We start from the raw sequence: 1,336 nt of genomic DNA on the forward strand, positions 1-1,336 counted from the left end.
AGCGCGCCACCATGGCTCTGGTGTTTGCGCCAGCGCACTTCGGTGAAGACCAGAGTGTCCTGATCCAGCAGGATCAGATCAATTTCTCCCTGACGGCAATGGAAGTTGCGCTCCACAACGGTCAGTCCCTGGTCGACCAGCCACTTCGCGGCAAGCTTTTCCGCGTCCCGGCCGGTGTCTTTCTTACTGCGTAGTAGCGGCACGGGGAAGGCTGTTTTGGCCTGTCTCGGTCACTTGTGGCAGCGTTTTTGCCTTGCCGCCCACAAAAACCGCCCAGTTCAGTTCGCGAACAATGCGCTGGTTTTCCATGTGCAGGCGGCCGGTGACACCGGGGAGCTCGCTGGAGGGCAGGGCGTTCAGCAGATACAGCCGCCCTTGCAGCCGGTAGGCATCGATGCCCATGGCAAACAGGCGTTCGTAGCGGCCATGGCCGTCTGGCCATTGCTGGTTGGCGGCGTCATGCAGGGCCTGATTGTCGTCAGTGAGAATCCAGGGCATGTCGACAAAGCGGATGCCGTTAAGATCCTGGTCACGACGTGGGTTGTCTTCACCGCTGTAGATCAGGGCGGTGGAGTAGACCGGCAGGTCTTTGGCGTAGTGGAAGTTCAGTGCGGGTTTCACCTGGCGCCCCTGATTGGGGTCAGCAAGCAGGAACAGGAAATCCATGTCCTGGCGACGGCGAGGCTGGTTATCCATCTTCAGGCTGGTGAAACGGCTGACAGCATTGCCGCGTTTCTGGCTTTGTGCCACCAGCAGCATTTCCTTGACGGTTTCGCCGATGCTGGGCCCTTCCTGGTAAGTGCGAGTGATGGTGACTGAGCCGCCCAGCTCCTGCCAGCGATCAACGAAGGCCTGGGCAACCCGGGCGCCCCATTCTCCTTCCGGATAGAGAATGCCGGCCTGCAGGGCGCCTTTGCGGGCGCCATGGTTAGCAATCTGGCGGGCTTCATCTTCCGGCGCCAGGCCAAACTGGAAAAAATTATCGGGGCGGTTGTCGGTGTCGATGTAGTTCAATGCCAGTGTGGTGACTGGCAGCGTGCCCTGGGCCGCGATGGTTGCAGCTTTGTCTTTGGCCAGAGGGCCGAGAACGAAATCAGCGCCATCCGTGACGGCTTGTTGATACACCGCAAGCACATCGTCGCCACCGGAATCGTAGAAGCGCAACGTGGGCGGTTGGCCGTTTTTCTGCTGCTGGTAGAAGGCGGTCATGATGCCTTCCTGCAGGGCCTTGCCCGCGGTTTGCAGTGGGCCGGTGGTCGGCAGCAGGATGGCGACCTGGCTGGGGCGCTGGCTGGCGGCTTTTTCCAGGGCGTCCAGCATTTGCGGCACATCGTCG

At 60.9% G+C, this 1,336-nt stretch carries 2 protein-coding genes; both read right to left on the bottom strand.

Annotation, left to right across the window (positions count from 1 at the left end):
* Positions 1-203: YraN family protein (locus A3754_RS26255; protein ID WP_156497064.1), on the bottom strand; the 203-nt coding region annotated here is incomplete at its 3' end.
* On the bottom strand, positions 184-1,336 hold a 1,153-nt coding region (locus A3754_RS17970; protein WP_156497065.1), incomplete at its 5' end, for a penicillin-binding protein activator. The genes A3754_RS17970 and A3754_RS26255, both read right to left, overlap by 20 nt.

This window comes from Alcanivorax sp. HI0083 (assembly GCF_001635175.1).